This window comes from Gracilibacillus suaedae, from assembly GCF_017599345.1.
GTDB classification, from domain to species: domain Bacteria; phylum Bacillota; class Bacilli; order Bacillales; family Amphibacillaceae; genus Gracilibacillus; species Gracilibacillus suaedae.
On record NZ_JAGFVL010000032.1, the window covers coordinates 1 to 17,796 of the forward strand.

Consider the following 17,796-nt stretch of genomic DNA (forward strand, 5'->3'; position numbering starts at 1 on the left):
TACCTCAATTCATAGGGTATAGGAGGCAGACCCGGGGAACTGAAACATCTCAGTACCCGGAGGAAGAGAAAGCAAACGCGATTTCCCGAGTAGCGGCGAGCGAAACGGAATAAGCCCAAACCAAAAAGCTTGCTTTTTGGGGTTGTAGGACACTCCATTGGAGTTACCAAGAAACACGTTAGACGAAGCGGTCTGGAACGACCCGCGACAGAAGGTAAGAGCCCTGTAGTCGAAAGTGTGTTTCCTCCGGAGTGGATCCTGAGTACGGCGGAACACGTGAAATTCCGTCGGAATCCGGGAGGACCATCTCCCAAGGCTAAATACTCCCTAGTGACCGATAGTGAACCAGTACCGTGAGGGAAAGGTGAAAAGCACCCCGGGAGGGGAGTGAAAGAGAACCTGAAACCGTGTGCCTACAAGTAGTCGGAGCCCTTTTATGGGTGACGGCGTACCTTTTGTAGAATGGACCGGCGAGTTACGATCCCCTGCAAGGTTAAGTGGAAGACACGGAGCCGCAGCGAAAGCGAGTCTGAACAGGGCGAATGAGTAGGTGGTCGTAGACCCGAAACCGTGTGATCTACCCATGTCCAGGGTGAAGGTCAGGTAACACTGACTGGAGGCCCGAACCCACGTACGTTGAAAAGTGCGGGGATGAGGTGTGGGTAGGGGTGAAATGCCAATCGAACACGGAGATAGCTGGTTCTCTCCGAAATAGCTTTAGGGCTAGCCTCAAGGGATGTATGTTGGAGGTAGAGCACTGATTGGACTAGGGGCCCTCACCGGGTTACCGAATTCAGTCAAACTCCGAATGCCAATCATATTACCTTGGGAGTCAGACTATGGGTGATAAGGTTCATAGTCGAAAGGGAAACAGCCCAGACCGTCAGCTAAGGTCCCCAAGTATACGTTAAGTGGAAAAGGATGTGGCGTTGCTTAGACAACCAGGATGTTGGCTTAGAAGCAGCCATCATTTAAAGAGTGCGTAATAGCTCACTGGTCGAGTGACGCTGCGCCGAAAATGTACCGGGGCTAAACGTATCACCGAAGCTACGGATTGTTCTTCGAACAATGGTAGGAGAGCGTTCTAAGTGCTGCGAAGTCAGACCGTGAGGACTGGTGGAGCGCTTAGAAGTGAGAATGCCGGTATGAGTAGCGAAAAAGAAGTGAGAATCTTCTTCACCGAATGCCTAAGGTTTCCTGAGGAAGGCTCGTCCGCTCAGGGTTAGTCGGGGCCTAAGCCGAGGCCGAAAGGCGTAGGCGATGGACAACAGGTTGATATTCCTGTACCACCCAATTCCGTTTGAGTGATGGGGGGACGCAGAAGGATAAGGAATGCGCACGACTGGATGTGTGCGTCGAAGCAGCAAGAGCGTCAGATAGGCAAATCCGTCTGGCAAGCTTGAGCTGTGATCGGGAGGGAAATAGAGTACCGAAGTTCCGGATTTCACGCTGCCAAGAAAAGCCTCTAGCAAGGAAACGGGTGCCCGTACCGCAAACCGACACAGGTAGGCGAGGAGAGAATCCTAAGGTGATCGGGAGAACTCTCGTTAAGGAACTCGGCAAAATGACCCCGTAACTTCGGGAGAAGGGGTGCTTCTTTTGCGAGAAGCCGCAGTGAAAAGGCCCAAGCGACTGTTTAGCAAAAACACAGGTCTCTGCGAAGCCGAAAGGCGAAGTATAGGGGCTGACACCTGCCCGGTGCTGGAAGGTTAAGGGGATGCGTTAGCATTAGCGAAGCGTTGAACCGAAGCCCCAGTAAACGGCGGCCGTAACTATAACGGTCCTAAGGTAGCGAAATTCCTTGTCGGGTAAGTTCCGACCCGCACGAAAGGTGCAACGACTTGGGCACTGTCTCAACGAGAGACCCGGTGAAATTATACTATGTGTGAAGATGCACATTACCCGCGACAGGACGGAAAGACCCCGTGGAGCTTTACTGTAGCCTGATATGGAATGTTGGTACAGCTTGTACAGGATAGGTGGGAGCCTGAGAAACGTGAGCGCTAGCTTACGTGGAGGCGCCGGTGGGATACCACCCTGGCTGTATGGACCTTCTAACCCAGAACCGTGATCCGGTTCGGAGACAGTGTCAGGTGGGCAGTTTGACTGGGGCGGTCGCCTCCCAAAATGTAACGGAGGCGCCCAAAGGTTCCCTCAGAATGGTTGGAAATCATTCGCAGAGTGTAAAGGCAGAAGGGAGCTTGACTGCGAGACCTACAAGTCGAGCAGGGACGAAAGTCGGGCTTAGTGATCCGGCGGTACCGAATGGAAGGGCCGTCGCTCAACGGATAAAAGCTACCCCGGGGATAACAGGCTTATCTCCCCCAAGAGTCCACATCGACGGGGAGGTTTGGCACCTCGATGTCGGCTCATCGCATCCTGGGGCTGTAGTCGGTCCCAAGGGTTGGGCTGTTCGCCCATTAAAGCGGTACGCGAGCTGGGTTCAGAACGTCGTGAGACAGTTCGGTCCCTATCCGTCGTGGGCGTTGGAAGTTTGAGAGGAGCTGTCCTTAGTACGAGAGGACCGGGATGGACACACCGCTGGTGCACCAGTTGTTCCGCCAGGAGCATCGCTGGGTAGCTACGTGTGGCAGGGATAAGTGCTGAAAGCATCTAAGCATGAAGCCCCCCTCAAGATGAGACTTCCCATCTATTCGATAGAGTAAGATCCCTCAGAGACGATGAGGTAGATAGGTTCGAGGTGGAAGCATGGTGACATGTGCAGCTGACGAATACTAATCGATCGAGGACTTAACTATACGATTTGTTTGAGCTTGTTGATGACTCTTATCTAGTTTTGAAAGTATATTAAATTTTTACTTGATTTTTTCAAAATACATAGTATAATATTCTTTGTCACTAAAAATAACAGTACAAGCCTGGTGGCGATAGCGGAGAGGTCACACCTGTTCCCATGCCGAACACAGTAGTTAAGCTCTCCAGCGCCCATGGTAGTTGGGGCTCACGCCCCTGCAAGAGTAGGACGTTGCCAGGCATTTTCTTCCATTCCACAGTAGCTCAGTGGTAGAGCAATCGGCTGTTAACCGATCGGTCGTAGGTTCGAATCCTACCTGTGGAGCCAATGGAGAGCTGTCCGAGTGGTCGAAGGAGCACGATTGGAAATCGTGTGTGCGGTCAACGCCGTACCGAGGGTTCGAATCCCTCGCTCTCCGCCACTTTTAATATAGGCCCGTTGGTCAAGTGGTTAAGACACCGCCCTTTCACGGCGGTAACACGGGTTCGAATCCCGTACGGGTCACCACTTACTTAGGAGGATTAGCTCAGCTGGGAGAGCACTTGCCTTACAAGCAAGGGGTCGCAGGTTCGAGCCCTGCATCCTCCACCATTCAAAAATTAATACATTCCTTATTATCGCGGGGTGGAGCAGTCTGGTAGCTCGTCGGGCTCATAACCCGAAGGTCGCAAGTTCAAATCTTGCCCCCGCAACCAAAAGGTCCGGTAGTTCAGTTGGTTAGAATGCCTGCCTGTCACGCAGGAGGTCGCGGGTTCGAGTCCCGTCCGGACCGCCACTATAAACTTATCAATTTCTGGCTCGGTAGCTCAGTCGGTAGAGCAACGGACTGAAAATCCGTGTGTCGGCGGTTCGATTCCGTCCCGAGCCACCACTTTTAAAGTTTTCTCTTTCTTATTAATATGTTCAATATTTATGGAGGGATAGCGAAGTTGGCCAAACGCGGCGGACTGTAAATCCGCTCCCATCGGGTTCGTAGGTTCGAGTCCTACTCCCTCCACCATTTTTTTATATTTTATGATAATCGTAGGGGTATAGTTTAACGGTAGAACAGAGGTCTCCAAAACCTCCAGTGTGGGTTCGATTCCTACTACCCCTGTTTTTCTTATCATGGCGGTCATGGCGAAGTGGTTAACGCACCGGATTGTGGTTCCGGCACGCGTGGGTTCGATCCCCACTGGCCGCCCCATTTTTAAAATATTGGGCTATAGCCAAGCGGTAAGGCAACGGTTTTTGGTACCGTCATGCGCTGGTTCGAATCCAGCTAGCCCAGCCATTTATGCGGAAGTAGTTCAGTGGTAGAACACCACCTTGCCAAGGTGGGGGTCGCGGGTTCGAATCCCGTCTTCCGCTCCATTTGTATTTAACATTTTCATTTAAATATCATATACTATTTATATCGAGGCGGCATAGCCAAGTGGTAAGGCAGAGGTCTGCAAAACCTTTATCACCGGTTCAAATCCGGTTGCCGCCTCCATTTCTATTTATGCCGGTGTGGCGGAATTGGCAGACGCGCACGACTCAAAATCGTGTTCCTTCGGGAGTGTCGGTTCGACCCCGACCACCGGTATTTTGAGTATTTGTTTAGCTAATTTAAAAATTAGTATTTTGCGTTAGAATGTTGATATATCAATGTTCTAATGCTTTTTTTTGTTTTTTGAGTTTGCGGTAGAAAACGATAGATTTTAGCTCCATTTTATACATTTTTTACACAACCATATTCTCGAAAGTTGCTGTTGTAGCAGCTTCATCTTCCTCTCGTAATTCCCTGACAACGTGAGAATATTCACGCAAAGTAGTTTCAATATCTCCGTGACCTAATCGCTCACTGACATAATAAATAGAAACTTTTTTATACAATAATACACTTGCGTGAGTATGTCTTAAGCCATGCAGGGTTATAGGATTAATTTTTAGATTGATCAGTAATTTCTTTAACAACTTATTAGCATTTATATTGCTAATTACTTTATATTTAGAATTAGGGCTATAAAACACCAATTTATGAATGTTATCTGGTGTTGATTGGAATAACTTTTTAAAATGAGCCATCGTTATCACTAATATTCATTGAAAGTGACCTAGCGACAGAGTCATCTAAACGACTCGAAGAAAAAATTAAAAATTATGTTGAGTTAGCAAAAGAACAGGAAGCTATAAACCTATATGTGATTTTTGGATTGATAGATAATTCCTTTCCAACCAGACGGATTATAACTAATAATGGTTATAAAAGGTTAGCAAACATGAAAAAAATATTTTTAACTAGAAGTGATATTCATTTAGACAATCTTCATTTATTTGTAGCATATATGAATAGAAGTAAAGAAATTGCAGAAACAATAGCAACTCAGATGAAAAATGAAAAGTACGATGAAGTTTCAATTGCAGTTAATACTCTGAATAAGCTAGTAGATGCTTTTCATTATTCCTTTGAAGCAATTGACGACAGCGAAGTATATGTAACGAAAGACGATACTTATTTGCAATGCGGAAAGGTATATAAGTTAATAAATAAAACAACGAAAAGTGTACATCATGTTTTATTCGTAGAAATAGAAGAGGCAAATATGAAATCCCTGGATAAATTATATTATTTAGAATATGTCGCAAACAGTGTTTTATTAAAAATAAACATCGATAAAATCTTCGGAATATATAGCACATTCGATCATCTAAAAAATGATTATATACCAGATACGATGAAGAACATTGTTTTTATTGCTAACTCTGAATTAGTTAATAATTTGGATACAAAACCTGTTTGTTATAAAACATTCAATAAAAATAAATTAAAGAGGATAAATATTGAAGATGTACTAGAGGAAGGGGATAAATGGGAGCCCAATAAAAGCTGCCACTTTCCTTGGATTACTAGAGACATTAGGTATTCAACATTCCTTTTCAAGACCACGAGTGAGCAATGATAATCCCTATTCAGAAGCGATGTTTCGTACACTCAAATACCGACCGGATTTTCCGCACAAGGGTTTTGCATCACTAGAAGAAGCAAGGAAATGGGCACAAGCATTCGTTCATTGGTATAACCAGGTTCATCAGCATAGTGGACTGAATTTTGTTACACCTGAACAATGTCATACAGGAGAACACATTGCCATCTTAGAAAAACACAGGGAGGTCTATGACGAAGGAATGAAGAAACATCCTGAGCGTTGGGCAAGAAGCGTAAGAAATTGGAGTTCGTATGAACAAGTAGCACTTAATCTATCCGAGAGGAGGAGAAAACGAAATCATTGGGGCAATCATAATATCCCTTTTTTTCCTAGTGATGGGAGTCAAAAGCATGGTCTTTCTTTTGATTTCCATCACTAGGCCAGCAAGCGTAGCGCGGTAGCTTTGTTTGATGAGGGTTGTAACATATTAAAAAACTAAGGCAATTAAATCCGACAACTATATTGGCAAACACCGATAATACTACTGAAAACAAAATAATTGTTTGTTTTTCTTTTGAAGTATCCTCTTAAACTATTAAGATAACGGAGAGAAAATCTGTTGTTTAGAATAATATGTTAATTAAACTTTCAATGCCCATTGCAATAAATGTAAGAGCATAGAGAACTAAGAGAATTCCAGAAAGAATAACACCAATCTTTGCAAACATATGAGTTTTATATTTCCTTCCAATAATTACAGCAGCAATCATAAATAAAATAGTGAACATAATAACTGGTAAACTAATATTAAAATAATCTAGGATAATCTCTCCAAGTGGCCCCTTTCTTTCAATACTGGCATGGTAAAGTAAAAAGCCTATGACAAATAAGAGTAACGAAAGACTTCCCCATCCTAATGATTTTCGTTTTTTTTCTTTAATTTTAAACTACCTCCTTTCATTCTACTAAAATATAGCAGAAAACGATTGCAAATGCTAGTTTAGTATGTATAATATACTATATGAGGTTTTTTTTTACAAAAAAAGGAGGAATTAGTAATGAGTCATTTTGTAAAAGTTAGTATTATGGTGGTTACTTTTCTATTAATTACAGCACCTACAGCATTTGCACAGTCAAGCTCCTTTGATGAAAACGAATTAAAAGATTTGGAAAATGAGATTAACGAAATACTTGTTGAGGAATTAGAAAATTATTCCGCTGGTATTGTGGAATACGAAAATCCCTCAATTAAACTGACACAAGTCACACTGGAAAAGTACAACTATAATAAACAGGATATTCTCAATGCATTTAAAAAAGAAGCAGAACTTATTAAAGCAAATGCAAAGAATATAACCATGGAGTTTGAAGAGAAAGAAACTGATAACAATCCAGAATCTGAGATTGGAATACAAAAAATTATTAAAAATCCTTCACACTATCCCGGAGACTATACTGCTAGTGTATCAGCTGCTGTACCAGGTCTCACTACTGCATCTATACGACAGGATTTCGATGCATCTGTAAGATCGGGATATATTAAAAGTATCACGTTGAGGGGTTCCTCATATTCATCTTCAAAAATCGGATTGTCACAGTGGAGTCCTATTAAAAGTTGGGCAACCATTGAAACTGTTGGTGCGTATCAGGGATTGAGTGCATCCATCAGAATGAAAGGTACTCTTTCTTATATATTTAAGGGATCCCCTATAAGCTTAACGCCTACTTTCAAGAAGACATTTACTCCACATGATTTATAATTACTTAATTTAATCCAAAGATGGTCTCTCTTGGGAGGCCAATTTTAAGTTATATTCATATGATTGTTCTTGAGCTTCAATATAGGATAATTTGGTTGATGTGATTCGGCCTGTGAATAATCTAGTGTAACCAATATATATATACTTCATTCATAGAAATCACCATAAGTCTCTAATACAAAAAAGTAGCCCAATTAGGATTCCATCTTTTTTTGCATTTTCCCTAATAGGCTACTTTTTTATATGTTTATTGAGTAGAAATGGATAGTCAAAGCAAGGGAGTCATGCATTAAAAGGTAAAAAAAAGCGAGCGAACCAATTAGAAAAAGAAATTCAAAAGAAAGAGAAGGCATTACCTGAAGCAGTTTCCCTATTGTTATTGCGAAAAAAGGGCCAAGCGATTTGGGGGGACAACGAGGAAGAATGATTGACGCTTCAAATCGCATACTAGCTGTGGAACTGATACAAGAGGCAAACACCAATGCGCAAGACCAAATCAGGTATGGACATGGGACATCACATGGCTTGGTGGAACTGTGAAAGGCTATTATTATAAACTTTATTTGATTTTAGATCTATTTACTAGAAAAGTAGTTGGTTGGGAAGTGTGGGAAACAGAAGAAGCGAAGTATGCAGAAGAATTAGTAAAAAAAGCTGTCGTTCAAGAGAAAATTCAAGGCCGTCCACTCGTTTTACATTCAGACAACGGGAGTCCAATGAAGGCGGAAACTTTTCAAAGTTTACTAGAAAAACTAGGTATTCAGCAATCCTTTTCAAGACCACGAGTGAGTAATGATAATCCTTATTCGGAAGCGATGTTTCGGACACTTAAATACCGTACTAATTATCCACATAAAGGCTTTGCATCACTGGAAGAAGCAAGAGAATGGGCACAACAATTTGTCTATTGGTACAATCATATTCATTTACATAGTGGTTTGAATTTTGTCACACCTGAACAATGTCATACAGGTGCACATGTTGCGCTCAATCCAATGCATGAGGAGCAAAAAATACAAGCTCGGAAACAATCGTAGGTACTTCTTATTCCCTAGTGATTGGAGTCAAAAGTATGCTTCTCCTTTTGATTCCAATCACTACGCCAGCAAGCAAAGCGCGGTAGCTTCTGGCAACAAAGTGAGATGGATCAAAAAAAAATTAAAGTAAAAAAATGCGACAACTTTATTGACAATCACCGCTTAGGTGGTTACCCCCAAAAGTTAGAGTTTTATTATTCAGCCAATTTTTCTTTTGATCGTTCATGGTTGTACCAGTAGATAACAGACGGAATTTAGAAAAACCGTTGGACAAAACATTAATATTGGCTAAACGATTTCAACGACATCTTGCCATTTTGTATATGGATATAGATGACTTCAAAGACACAGGACTTAAAAGAAGTAAGGGGATTTCCGTGTTTAAAACTAACCCATCATTCGGACTAGGAATACCGTTCTTAATACTTGGACTGGGGCAAGCCATAGGATCCATTTTTTCAGGAGTAGTAGCAGACATATCAGGATGATATTATATACTTTTTATCGGTGCTTCTATAATTGGTTATGTAACCTTAGTATTTAAACCCAAAACAAATTAGAAATTTGCTTATACTACAAAAATGATCAATCTTTATTTTCAAGCTACACGTTGCTTTTATTTTCTTTTAGGGGTAAAACCTGCAACTGGGTCTACCCCTTGTTAAGGTTTATTTTATATAGCTTTATTTTAAGATAAGGGTTATTAAGCATTAGAACAGTGAGGTGGTATCCAACCTTTTATCATTGCACCACCTTCTGAATGGTTATCTACGACAAGGTCACTCCCGTGTTGTCTCATGCCCCTTCTTGAAATAGTCAACCTTAACCCGACCCCTCCGGTTGATAGTCCTTGTCCCCCAACATTTGCGGATCAAGGGTCCAAGAGCTTGCAGTTGAAGGTGTTTTCTAAACGGTTTTATTCTCATCCTCTATAGCGATAACCTCCCTTGCTGCTTCTATGAAAGACAATATGATTGGTGAAAGCCACTTTTCTTTATGCCAAGCCATATGAGTATATACGTGTAAGTCCGATAGTTGCCATGGAAGAGCAACAAGATCACCCCGTTTAACTTCTGCTTCCACTGTGATTTCAGGAAGAAAGGCAATACCGATCCCAGAAATTGCACATTGTTTAATGGCTTCGGCATTTTGAAACTCCAAATAAGTAATACTATCAATGCCCTTTTTCTCAAATGATCGGTCAAACATGGTTCGATAAGGACAGCCCTTTTCATTAACCAGTAATACTTCTCCGTGAAAATCTTCCTGTTGCAGTACAGGTTGTTTCGCAAGTGGATGATCAGGAGCAACGAACAAGCGGAAAGTTTCTTCCAGTAACGGTTCTACAGCAAGTCTCGTTGAGAGAATGGTTTCGTCCAGCATAAAGACGACATCCGCGGTTCCATCAAAGAGTGTTTGCTTGAGTTCCTGATTTGGAACAGAGCGGAAGATAAGTCGAACGCCTGGATGGCGGGAACGAAATAGCTTAAAGACAACTGGGAGGCGATAGGCGCAAAGAACCTCGTTGGCGCTAATTGTAAGGGTGCCTCTAATATCTTCGTTGTCATGAACGGTATTGCGAGCTTCGTCTAATTTGTCTAGAACGCTTTGGATATGAGTTAAAAAGCGTTTACCCGCATTGGTGAGAACGAGCTGCTTGCCCAAACGGTCAAAGAGAGGAACACCAAGCTCATCCTCCAATGCTTTTATTTGCATCGTAACGTTAGAGGGGACGTAGTTAAGCGCGTCCGCAGCCCGACTAAAATTTAAAATGGAAGCAACTGTGCGAAACGTTTTCAATTGGCGCAATTCCATTACACTTTCCCTCTTTTATTTTCAATATTATTGAATACTGATTTGAATTTTCTTCACTTTTATTGAGAGTTTCATGGGTTTATACTTTGTACAAGAAATACATTCTAGATGTGTTTCATTTTTGAAGGGAGCGACAATACAATGGATTATGAGATTTTTGATTTGGATGACGTAACCTTGCAATCAGGAGTAACGTTACCGAACGCATTTCTTGCATATAAGACTTTTGGAGAATTGAATGAAAAGAAAGATAATGTGATCGTCTATCCAACTGCTTTTGGCGACCATCATGTTCAGAATGAATGGTTGATTTGAAACGGCATGGCACTAGATCCGAGAAAATATTTTATTATCGTTTCAAATCTGTTGGGAAACGGGTTATCTTCGTCTCCTAGTAATACTCCTGCTCCATTCGACAAGGCTAATTTTCCTCAGGTAACCATCTATGATAACGTTAAATTACAGCATCGACTGGTGACCGAAAAATTCGGCATTCAAAAGATCGCTCTGGTAGTTGGATGGTCAATGGGAGGTGTTCAATCATTCCAATGGGCGGCAAGCTATCCCGACATGGTGGAACGAATTGCCCCCTTTTGTGGAGGTGCAAAGACTTGGTCGCAAACGTATATAGTTCTGGACGGAATGAAAGCTGCTCTCATGGCTGCAGTTGGCCATGATTCAAGTAAACTTAACCAATTGACTTCAGTAGACATGCGCGCTGTTGGTCGTGTCTATGCGGGATGGGGCTTATCTCAAACTTTTTACAAAGAGGAACTTTATCGTGAGATGGGATATGATTCATTGGAAAATTTTGTGGCTGGAGTCTGGGAAGATAGCTTTATGAGGATGGATCCACACAATGTCCTAGCAATGTTATGGACTGGACAAAATGGAGATATTAGTGCAAACCCCGCCTATAACGGAGATTTCGATGAGGCGCTCAACAGCATTAAAGCGCTTGCTATCGTCATGCCAAGTATCACGGATCTCTTCTGCACGGCGGATGATAACGAATACGAGGTTAAGCATATCCCTAATGCTGTTCTTAATCCTATCGAGTCGATCTGGGGTCATTTTGCCGGACGCGGAATCAACAGTGCTGATAATAAATTTATTGATGACAACCTAAAGCGCTTATTGGAAACTTAAATTTGCTTGAAAAGAAACCATTTTGATCAAAGAATCTTCAAAATGGTTTCTTTTTATTTATCGTAAAATATGGGTCTGCTAGGTATTTTGATTAAACATAAAGATATGACAGTGACTGAGTGGGATGCTTTAGAAAAGAACGGGCCGTTCCGCTTAAGATTATCGATTCTAGCACATTGCCTTTGAACTTAACTATTAGTCATATCTAATCAACACCTTTATTCTCCTCATCTAATATAGTATAATTGCACCATCTTACATGTTAAAAAATGGGTGGTAAATAATGAAGGATAAATTGCAGACATTAAGTGATCGGTTAAATGATATAAGCAGAAGTAACCGTTCGATACGTTTGCTGAAATTGTATAATAAATGGACGTTTGATTTAAGTGAACTAACCAAAGTAGAGAAAGACCCAATGGAAATATTGAAGGCACTTACGGATAACAAATCAAAGCTCTTTATTAAAGAGAAAGCGGATAATCCAGTAGAATTGTCGCTCTCACGAAAATTAACGACGCTTTATCGTAATATCCGTTCGATTGAAGAGGAAACAGGTCTTTATGATCTTTACCTAGGCTATCCGATGATGGAAGGCGCCATGTCAGATGGTACATATGTCAGAGCTCCATTGTTTTTATATCCTGTTCGATTAGAAAGAAAAAAGCGAAATGGTGTGGAATGGCATGTGGAGCCAATAAGTGATCAAGCTCCACAACTGAATCGTACGTTATTCTTAGCGTTACAAAAATTAAGTAATATTCACGTACCTGAGTCTTTGTTTGAGGAAGCAGAAACCAAAGCAACATCAATCAATATCGAAGAGTGGAGCAGATGGTTAGCTACGCATGACTTTGCAATAATAGCGAATCTATCTGAGCAACTAGAAGCAGTCGAAGAGTATACGAAAGATACGATACCAACATTTCATAAAGGATCATTCCGTCTTAATGAGCAAGCAGTCATTGGGCATTTTCCACAAGGAAACTCTGCTATTTTAAGTGATTATGAGAAGTTTGTCGAGATGCTCGCACAAGGACAAGAAGATTTAGGAGTGGTCTCCGAATTTCTAGATATCAAAGTCCATGACACAGGTGAAGAAGTAGATAATCTACCCTCTAATAAAGATCAATCCTTTCAAGAAAAACTAGCACAAGAGAAAAATAAGTATTATGTACTTGATACTGATGCCTCTCAAGAAAAAATACTGGATGCACTTGATCACGAAAAAGGTATGGTTGTCCATGGCCCACCAGGTACAGGGAAATCACAAGTGATCGTTAATATGATCTCCAATGCGATAGCAAAAGGGCAGCGAGTGATGCTTGTTACACAAAAGCGGGCGGCATTAGATGTCGTCTATCAACGGTTAGATGCACTTAATCTGTCATCCAATGTAGCATTACTCCATGATGAAAAGAATGATCGTAAAACTTTTTATCAAAAATTAAATGTACAACTAAATCGTGATCATTCATACCAAGATCTCCAGCAAGCATTTGATCAATTATCTCAGAAAATTATTAGTACGGAAGATAAACTGGATAAAATAGCGCAAGCATTATTTGAAGTGCAGCCACATGGCTTTAGAGCTTACGATTTATATGGGTTGAGTAAAACTGCGAAAGAACAAGATAAAATGATCCCGTTAGAAGGTATTTTGGAAGAGCTGAACAAACAAAATCTAGCAGACATTTTAAGAAAAGTGAGTACCTATGCCAGTTATTATGCGACGTTTGGAAAAGATAATCCTGTCCAGGACCGGACATCTTTTACTGATATGGAATTAAAGGATCGTATTCAACTTATCGAAATATTGGATGGTGCTATTAATGAGGCAGAACAGAGTATCAACCATTTAGAACATTTTGATGATGAAGATATTACCCCGGCTTATAGTCGCCAAATTGATAAAAAGCTGGAAAAAATCTATGATGCCTTACATACAGAGGACAAAAAGACACTGCAGAAACTACGATTATGGTTATGGACAAGTTTTACCGGTAAAACGATTATTGAAGAATTGCTAGACGGTGAAAAGTTCAGTGGCTTATCATCAAAAGAATGGCCGAAATTAAAAGAAAGTTTAACCATCCTATATGACTTATCCCAAGCAACAGAAGGGTTATTCCAACAATTAGAGAAATTAGATCCGTATTTTTCAGCAGACTCTATTAAAAGTCTAAAGACACGGGTATCAAAAGGCGATATTCCGTTAGAAGTATTAAAAAAGAAACAAACATATATAAAAGAATTCTTTGATGAATTACGTGAAATGGATCGTTTGTATGACCATAGTGCTAAGGAAGTGCAACAGTTAATTGATCGATTAATAGAACGCAATTTAGCGGACAGTGGAAACATGGCAGAAGAATGGGCAGAAGTAGCTAAACAATCAGCATACATTCACTGGATCGATCAAATAGAAAGAAAGTATCCGGAGATTGCCATGATCGGGACAGGTAACTTTCAGCATTTAACAGATGAGCTAAAAGAGTTATTACAGAAAAAACAGAGTCTGACAATTGATTTGCTGCAAAATCAAATGCATCAAATGATTGCAGAAGTAAAAGCAGAAAATCCGAAAGCTGTAAAAGACATGATTTATCAAACAGGGAAAAAGCGTCAACTCTGGCCGGTTCGTCGTTTAGTAAACGAATTTGCCTTAAAAGGATTACTAGATGTCATTCCCGTCTGGTTAGTATCACCAGAGATCGCTTCTGCCATTTTTCCATTAGAAGAAAAAATATTTGATCTTGTCATTTTTGACGAAGCATCCCAGTGTACAGTGGAAAATGGCATGCCATCCATTTACAGAGGTAATAAAGTGGTCGTAGCGGGAGATGAACAACAGCTTCCGCCTTCCTCCCTTTTTAAAGGATCAGTTGATTCAGATGAAGATGAGGAACAAGAAGAATTTGAAGAATCACAGAGCCTGCTGAATTTAGCAAAACGAATCTTGCCAAGCAGTTTATTGGAATGGCATTACCGCTCGAAATCAGAAGAGTTGATCAATTTTTCTAATCACGCTTTTTATCATGGCCATATGCAGATTGCACCAAACGTCAATCACCTGCAAGACCCAGCAGCGATTCAATGGCATGAATCCAATGGACGATGGATCAACCAGCAAAATACCGTAGAAGCAGAGGATGTTGTAAAACTGCTGAAGCAGAAATTAATCGAAGATGCATCAAGAACGATTGGTATCATAACCTTTAATGCGAAACAACAAGCGGCTATTGAAGATGCGATTGATCGCTTTAGCGAAGAAGATGCAGAATTTGGTGTGATTTATGACCAGGTAATGAGTCGTGACTTAGATGAAAGAATCTTTGTAAAGAATATTGAAAATGTCCAAGGTGATGAACGAGATATCATTATTTTCTCGATCGCCTATGCCAAAAATAAAGAAGGAAAAGTCTATAACCGCTTTGGTACACTTGGACAAGAAGGTGGCGAAAACCGTTTAAATGTTGCAGTAACACGCGCCAAACAAGAAATTCATTTAGTATCCAGTATTGACCCGCATGAGTTGAATGTCACCAACGCGAAAAATATTGGTCCGAAACTGTTAAAAGCATATTTGGAATACGCACAAGCTGTTTCTGATTTGAAGAAGGACTCCATTGAAGCCACGTTGACGAATCTAAGCGGGGAAGTTAATACGGTAAAACAAGAGGGAAGCCTGCAATTTGATTCGCCATTTGAAGAAGAAGTGTATGAAAAACTAACAGAAATTGGCTACACCGTTGATACACAAGTAGGCATGTCCGGTTATCGGATTGATTTAGCGGTAGTCGATCCAAATGATCCGAGCAAGTATGTGTTAGGAATTGAATGTGATGGGGCGATGTATCATAGTTCGCCGGCAGCAAGAGAACGGGATATTTACAGGCAACGGTTTTTAGAGTCGAAAGGGTGGAAGATTGAGAGGGTTTGGAGTCGGAATTGGTGGAAGGATCCGTTTGGGGAGGTAGAGCGGGTTGATCGGGTGGTTAAGGAATTAAAAAGTTAAGCTTTTTGCGCTACAGGTTCAAACTGGAGTATTTTGTCATTAAATTCACCATTTAAGGAGATGATATCTTCGTTACATTGCATGAAGCTATATTACAGTGTTTTCAATATTCTGGAAAATCCATGACAATTCTAGAAGTGGAAAGATGTTAGTACTACATTAGAAGATATGACACATTCTGATCACGGTGGAAACGCCAGCTCCACCGTGCCACATGAATTTAGACGATGTGATGTATATGAAACTTCTGTTATTATTTTATTAAATAAGTAGTGAGTGGTAAAAATACTGACAAAGTGATACATAATCACCGTCTCTATCTTTAATAAATACAAATTGTCCACCATACGTGAACAACAATCTTTTTAAGGGGAATTATACAAAAAAACGAAGAAAATAATGGAAATTTTTTATATACTGTGAACAAATAAAGAATATGCCGTGAATCATTGTTCGCATTTAAGATGTTACCGTGTGATAATAGATCCTACTTAGCCGACCCACAAACGCCCACTCCTTAGATGATAAACATGTTGATACGAATAATCAATCGATTCTTTGTACTTTTCATAAGAGGACATTGAAATAACCTCCATATTTATTAGAAATAACAGTAATTTAACTATATCATATATTCTCAAATGATGGAAAACGTGTTTAACTTACAAAAAAAGATTTTCATGGTAGGATAATCTATGTTAAGAGTAATTATTCTGATAGCTACATTTAAATATGCATAAGAATGGATAACCAGCAGGAGGATATATGAAACGTTTAATTTGGATTGGGTCTTTTACATACTTACTTATCGGTTTTACGCACATTATTCTTGGATCAATTTTGACTGAGATTTTGGATTATTATGATCGAAGTTATACGGAAGGTGGCATTCTAATTGCGAGCCAATCTGTGGGCTTTTTGGCAGGGGTGATTTCAGCGTCTTATTTATCTAGATTAATAGGTAGAAGAAGGACTCTTATATTCTCATTCATATCCATAGCACTGGCTCAAATCATGTTTATGTCACTTGTGCCATGGGAATTTTGGTTTTTTATTGCTATTTTTGCTGGATTTGGCTTTGGTATCATTGAACCATTGGTAGGTGCCTTAATTATTGACGCGATCAATGATAAACCAGCGATCGCTTTTAGTAGATTAGAAGTGTTTTTTGGCCTTGGTTCTTTAATCATGCCGATTATTTCCGGTTGGCTCGCATCCACGGATTTATGGCGCTATTCGTTTCTAGTGTTAGGCGTATACGCAGTAGTGATATGCATCTTCTGGATGAAAACTTCATTTGGTTCTTTAGAAACGTATATGGGAAAAGTTAGCCAACCTAAAACAGAAGGGCAAGTGCGGTTTTCAACAAAGCATCGTATAATTTTAACTATGATTATGATCTTTTTCATCGTTTATGTTGGGTTAGAAATAAGTGTGATGAATTTCTTGCCTGCTATTCTAGTGAACCAGGTGGAAGCAGCTACCTTTTTAGCAACATTGTCTGTAACGATTTTTTGGGGAGCTATGGTCGCTGGTCGTTTGGCTGCGGGACATTTAGCTGAATGGATGCAATATGCTCGCTATCTGATCATTTGTTGTACAGGGACGGTTGTTTTTATTGCTATATTAGGAATGGCAACTAGTCTGTGGTTGAGCTATGTGTTAATAGTACTGATTGGATTAATGATGGCTGGTGTATTTGGTATTGTGATTGTCTATGCGACAACTTTGTTACCGGGAAGTACTGATAAAATTACGAGTATTTTAATTGCCTCAGGTGGAGCTGGTGGCATATTCTTTCCATTGATAACAGGGAGTTTGATGGATCATGCAACGACAACAACGGTTGCGTTTGTGCTGGCTGGGTTAGCGATTTTAATGATTGTTATTATCCTTTTTGCGCGTAATTATCAAAAACAACTAGTTTGATTCTTTCATTTCATTATTAATGTGTATTAAATGAACACACCCCAATTGAAGCTCGTGTTGAATTTGTAAAGGCAAACGATCATTAATGGAGGATGAGGAAGATATTTTTATCTGCCATTCAATATGTGATTAGAATGGATCCTATTCCAAATATCAGTGACATCCTTAACAGTAGGGCTTTTGATCAGTATAAAGTTGCAAACCCTGATGCTAAACCGTTGAAATATGGACCAGAGATGAAGCGTCAATGGAGAATGGTATTGGATCAAGTGATTATACCATTGGATGATGAGTTGAGATAGAAGAGTTTATTGGTTCTCTTTATCACGGAGCTAACCGTCTGTAATACCCCCGCTGCAAGTTTCGAGTAACACGAAGAAAGTAACTGGGGGATAACAGACGCTAAGCATCCTGATAAGTTTCGCCTAATGATCAGTGGAGA

General features: G+C 40.5%; 7 protein-coding genes, 14 tRNA genes, 2 rRNA genes and 3 pseudogenes. 24 read left to right on the forward strand and 2 right to left on the reverse strand.

Annotation, left to right across the window (positions count from 1 at the left end; translation table 11 throughout):
* From J5J03_RS07995 to J5J03_RS08070, 16 genes are all read left to right on the forward strand, one after another.
* Positions 1 to 2,759 (forward strand): 23S ribosomal RNA (locus J5J03_RS07995); the annotation flags it as partial.
* Positions 2,760 to 2,878: 119 nt separating this feature from the next.
* Positions 2,879 to 2,995 (forward strand): 5S ribosomal RNA (gene rrf / locus J5J03_RS08000).
* A 12-nt stretch (positions 2,996 to 3,007) separates the two neighbouring features.
* Positions 3,008 to 3,082, forward strand: a tRNA-Asn gene (locus tag J5J03_RS08005).
* Positions 3,083 to 3,084: 2 nt separating this feature from the next.
* Positions 3,085 to 3,176: transfer RNA gene (locus J5J03_RS08010), tRNA-Ser, on the forward strand.
* 11 nt (positions 3,177 to 3,187) lie between these two features.
* Positions 3,188 to 3,262 (forward strand) — tRNA-Glu (locus J5J03_RS08015).
* Positions 3,263 to 3,270: 8 nt separating this feature from the next.
* A tRNA-Val gene (locus tag J5J03_RS08020) sits at positions 3,271 to 3,346 on the forward strand.
* Between the two features lie 27 nt (positions 3,347 to 3,373).
* Positions 3,374 to 3,450: transfer RNA gene (locus J5J03_RS08025), tRNA-Met, on the forward strand.
* Positions 3,451 to 3,453: 3 nt separating this feature from the next.
* Positions 3,454 to 3,530 (forward strand) — tRNA-Asp (locus tag J5J03_RS08030).
* A gap of 20 nt (positions 3,531 to 3,550) precedes the next feature.
* Positions 3,551 to 3,626 (forward strand) — tRNA-Phe (locus tag J5J03_RS08035).
* A 43-nt stretch (positions 3,627 to 3,669) separates the two neighbouring features.
* Positions 3,670 to 3,755 (forward strand) — tRNA-Tyr (locus tag J5J03_RS08040).
* Between the two features lie 25 nt (positions 3,756 to 3,780).
* Positions 3,781 to 3,851 (forward strand) — tRNA-Trp (locus J5J03_RS08045).
* Between the two features lie 14 nt (positions 3,852 to 3,865).
* Positions 3,866 to 3,941, forward strand: a tRNA-His gene (locus tag J5J03_RS08050).
* Between the two features lie 12 nt (positions 3,942 to 3,953).
* Positions 3,954 to 4,028: transfer RNA gene (locus J5J03_RS08055), tRNA-Gln, on the forward strand.
* Between the two features lie 5 nt (positions 4,029 to 4,033).
* A tRNA-Gly gene (locus J5J03_RS08060) sits at positions 4,034 to 4,108 on the forward strand.
* 47 nt (positions 4,109 to 4,155) lie between these two features.
* A tRNA-Cys gene (locus J5J03_RS08065) sits at positions 4,156 to 4,229 on the forward strand.
* Between the two features lie 11 nt (positions 4,230 to 4,240).
* Positions 4,241 to 4,322 (forward strand) — tRNA-Leu (locus J5J03_RS08070).
* 137 nt (positions 4,323 to 4,459) lie between these two features.
* On the opposite strand, the pseudogene J5J03_RS08075 reads toward J5J03_RS08070, so the two are convergent.
* Positions 4,460 to 4,807: pseudogene (locus J5J03_RS08075) on the reverse strand (tyrosine-type recombinase/integrase); the annotation flags it as partial.
* Positions 4,808 to 4,998: 191 nt separating this feature from the next.
* Here J5J03_RS08075 and J5J03_RS08080 point away from each other — a divergent pair.
* The 4 genes from J5J03_RS08080 (at position 4,999) to J5J03_RS08095 (ending at position 8,443) form a co-directional block, all read left to right on the forward strand.
* A complete protein-coding gene (locus tag J5J03_RS08080; RefSeq protein ID WP_208588500.1) occupies positions 4,999 to 5,679 on the forward strand; it encodes a hypothetical protein in 681 nt (226 codons plus the stop codon).
* A gap of 19 nt (positions 5,680 to 5,698) precedes the next feature.
* The gene (locus J5J03_RS08085) at positions 5,699 to 6,085 is read left to right on the forward strand and encodes an integrase core domain-containing protein (protein WP_231710650.1); all 387 of its coding nucleotides are present in this window, start codon (positions 5,699 to 5,701) and stop codon (positions 6,083 to 6,085) included.
* Positions 6,086 to 6,704: 619 nt separating this feature from the next.
* On the forward strand, positions 6,705 to 7,406 hold the full coding sequence (locus J5J03_RS08090; protein WP_208588504.1) for a hypothetical protein: 702 nt from the start codon (positions 6,705 to 6,707) through the stop codon (positions 7,404 to 7,406).
* A 515-nt stretch (positions 7,407 to 7,921) separates the two neighbouring features.
* On the forward strand, positions 7,922 to 8,443 hold the full coding sequence (locus J5J03_RS08095; protein WP_208588922.1) for a DDE-type integrase/transposase/recombinase: 522 nt from the start codon (positions 7,922 to 7,924) through the stop codon (positions 8,441 to 8,443).
* A 906-nt stretch (positions 8,444 to 9,349) separates the two neighbouring features.
* Here J5J03_RS08095 and J5J03_RS08100 read toward each other — a convergent pair.
* Positions 9,350 to 10,258 (reverse strand): LysR family transcriptional regulator, encoded by a 909-nt coding sequence (locus tag J5J03_RS08100; protein WP_208588513.1) that lies wholly within the window; start codon positions 10,256 to 10,258, stop codon positions 9,350 to 9,352.
* Positions 10,259 to 10,399: 141 nt separating this feature from the next.
* On the opposite strand from J5J03_RS08100, the pseudogene J5J03_RS08105 reads away from it, so the two are divergent.
* The 4 genes and pseudogenes from J5J03_RS08105 to J5J03_RS08120 all read left to right on the forward strand — a co-directional run.
* Positions 10,400 to 11,407: pseudogene (locus J5J03_RS08105) on the forward strand (alpha/beta fold hydrolase).
* Between the two features lie 283 nt (positions 11,408 to 11,690).
* Positions 11,691 to 15,425 (forward strand): AAA domain-containing protein, encoded by a 3,735-nt coding sequence (locus tag J5J03_RS08110; protein WP_208588515.1) that lies wholly within the window; start codon positions 11,691 to 11,693, stop codon positions 15,423 to 15,425.
* Between the two features lie 765 nt (positions 15,426 to 16,190).
* Positions 16,191 to 17,354, forward strand: coding sequence for an MFS transporter (locus J5J03_RS08115; protein ID WP_208588517.1), 1,164 nt, complete (start codon positions 16,191 to 16,193; stop codon positions 17,352 to 17,354).
* Positions 17,355 to 17,464: 110 nt separating this feature from the next.
* Positions 17,465 to 17,656, forward strand: a pseudogene (locus J5J03_RS08120) (hypothetical protein); the annotation flags it as partial.
* Positions 17,657 to 17,796: the final 140 nt, after the last annotated feature.

What these genes read in the sequence shown, in the direction of transcription:
- J5J03_RS08080 (WP_208588500.1), top strand. Translation starts at nt 4,999, where the DNA reads ATGAAAAAAATATTTTTAACTAGAAGTGATATTCATTTAGACAATCTT.
- J5J03_RS08085 (WP_231710650.1), top strand. Translation starts at nt 5,699, where the DNA reads ATGTTTCGTACACTCAAATACCGACCGGATTTTCCGCACAAGGGTTTT.
- J5J03_RS08090 (WP_208588504.1), top strand. Translation starts at nt 6,705, where the DNA reads ATGAGTCATTTTGTAAAAGTTAGTATTATGGTGGTTACTTTTCTATTA.
- J5J03_RS08100 (WP_208588513.1), bottom strand. Translation starts at nt 10,258, where the DNA reads ATGGAATTGCGCCAATTGAAAACGTTTCGCACAGTTGCTTCCATTTTA.
- J5J03_RS08110 (WP_208588515.1), top strand. Translation starts at nt 11,691, where the DNA reads ATGAAGGATAAATTGCAGACATTAAGTGATCGGTTAAATGATATAAGC.
- J5J03_RS08115 (WP_208588517.1), top strand. Translation starts at nt 16,191, where the DNA reads ATGAAACGTTTAATTTGGATTGGGTCTTTTACATACTTACTTATCGGT.